This is a genomic window from Rahnella sp. P4_A8, assembly GCF_056402435.1.
Genome location: NZ_JBFUHK010000200.1, coordinates 1 through 1756, shown reverse-complemented (window position 1 = coordinate 1756; position 1756 = coordinate 1). Strand labels below are relative to the sequence as shown.

Annotated in this window: 2 protein-coding genes; both read left to right on the top strand. The window is 50.7% G+C overall.

What is annotated here, in order from left to right; all coding sequences use genetic code 11:
- On the top strand, nt 1–707 hold a 707-nt coding region (locus AC1DUO_RS24630; protein WP_477989240.1), incomplete at its 5' end, for an efflux RND transporter permease subunit.
- Nucleotides 704–1669 carry an acyltransferase gene (locus AC1DUO_RS24625; RefSeq protein WP_013576891.1) on the top strand — a complete coding sequence of 322 codons (966 nt, stop codon included), beginning with the start codon at nt 704–706 and terminating at the stop codon, nt 1667–1669. The genes AC1DUO_RS24630 and AC1DUO_RS24625, both read left to right, overlap by 4 nt.
- Nucleotides 1670–1756: the final 87 nt, after the last annotated feature.

Below are 1756 nucleotides of genomic sequence, written 5' to 3'. Positions count from 1 at the left end.
GTAACGTGGTCAGTGATTTTAAAGTTGAATGGGAAGATCCGCTGATCATGCGGCGCGACCGCTCGCGGGTGCTCACCGTACAGACCGATCCGGATCCGGCCCGCGGTGAAACCTCCGGCGATATGCTGGCGCGTATTAAACCGCAGGTTGAGGCGCTGAAATTACCGCACGGTTACAGCATCGAATGGGGTGGCGACGCGGAAAACTCCGCCGAGGCGCAGCAGGGGCTGTTTACCACCCTGCCGGTTGGTTTCCTGATGATGTTTATCATTACCGTCCTGATGTTCAGCTCGGTGAAAAACGCCATCGCCATCTGGCTGACCGTGCCGCTGGCCCTGATTGGCGTCACCTTTGGCTTCCTGCTGACCGGTATTCCGTTTGGCTTTATGGCGCTGATCGGCCTGCTCAGCCTGAGCGGGATGTTAATCCGTAACGGCATCGTGCTGGTGGAAGAAATTGGTCAGCAGAAAAAAGAGAAAAACCAGACCGACGCGATTATCTACGCGGCCACTTCGCGTCTGCGCCCGATCCTGCTGACGGCGTTTACCACCGTGCTCGGCCTCGCGCCGTTGTTGCTTGATGTCTTTTTCCAGAGCATGGCGGTTGTTATCATGTTCGGGCTGGGATTTGCCACCGTGCTGACGCTGCTGGCGCTGCCGGTGATTTACAACTGTTTCCATCGTGAAGGGCAACGACGTACACAATGAACACCACGGGACTGAATATTATTAAAACGCTCGGCTGCCTGACCGCCGTGACCTTTTTCACCGTTTATAACACTTACGACAATTACAATTATAACTACGACACTATTCTGGCTTTCCTGACCTTTATTTCCACCATTGCCACACCGCTGTTTTTTGTGGTCACCGGTTATATGGATGCCGGTTCACAGCACACGGCAGAATGGCAACTGAAGAAAATACGCAGCATCTTAACCCTCTTCATTTTCTGGTTTTCGATTTATTATTTATGGGAGCCTTACCAGAAAGGTTATCTGATTCAGCCGTGGTTTATCTTTACGCTGGTGATTATTTACACCTTTCATCCGCTGGTGGAATGGCTGGCTAAAAGACGGGTTATTCTTGCGGCACTGGTCGCCAGCCTGCTGATTTTTTCCTTTGCGTATGATCTGCTGGCGATCTATTTCACTGACCATAAATCTTTTTCAACCCCCGCGCAGTTCCGCATCTGGACCTGGGTACTTTATTATCTGACCGGCCAGTTGTTATATGACCCGGTGGTTTCCGCCCTGTACGGTCGCCCGCGGGTGGCGAAAATCGCCGCCATCGCCATTCCTTTTGTCTATATTTTCACCTGGTATTATGAAAAACACTTCTTCTTTTCCATCTTCAACCTTGAGCGCAACAGCTTTATTCTGACCGGATCGCAGGTCTATATTCTGGTGGTATTGATCATTATCGCGGCCAATGGCGTGAAACAGGACGCCACGCGGTTGCCGGTCAGTGAAATGGTCAGTTCGCTGGGGAAAACCATGACCGGCGTTTATATTCTCCACTACACCTTTTTCAATTTATTAATCCAGTGGATCCCGATCAACTCCCTGACCGCCAAACTGTTCGTCATCCTGCTGACTTTCCTGCTTTCAGTGTTGTCTTCAATGCTGCTGCTGAAGAATAGCGTGACGAAGAAGCTGATTACGTTTTGAGAAGGCGGTCTGAGGCAGGGATCAAATATGAGCCCTGCAAATGGAGGGGCCTTATCAAGGAAATTAATTATCACGTTTATCTCTGCC

Bases quoted from the DNA above. Each gene is read 5' to 3' on its own strand.
- AC1DUO_RS24625 (WP_013576891.1), top strand. From the start codon at position 704: ATGAACACCACGGGACTGAATATTATTAAAACGCTCGGCTGCCTGACC.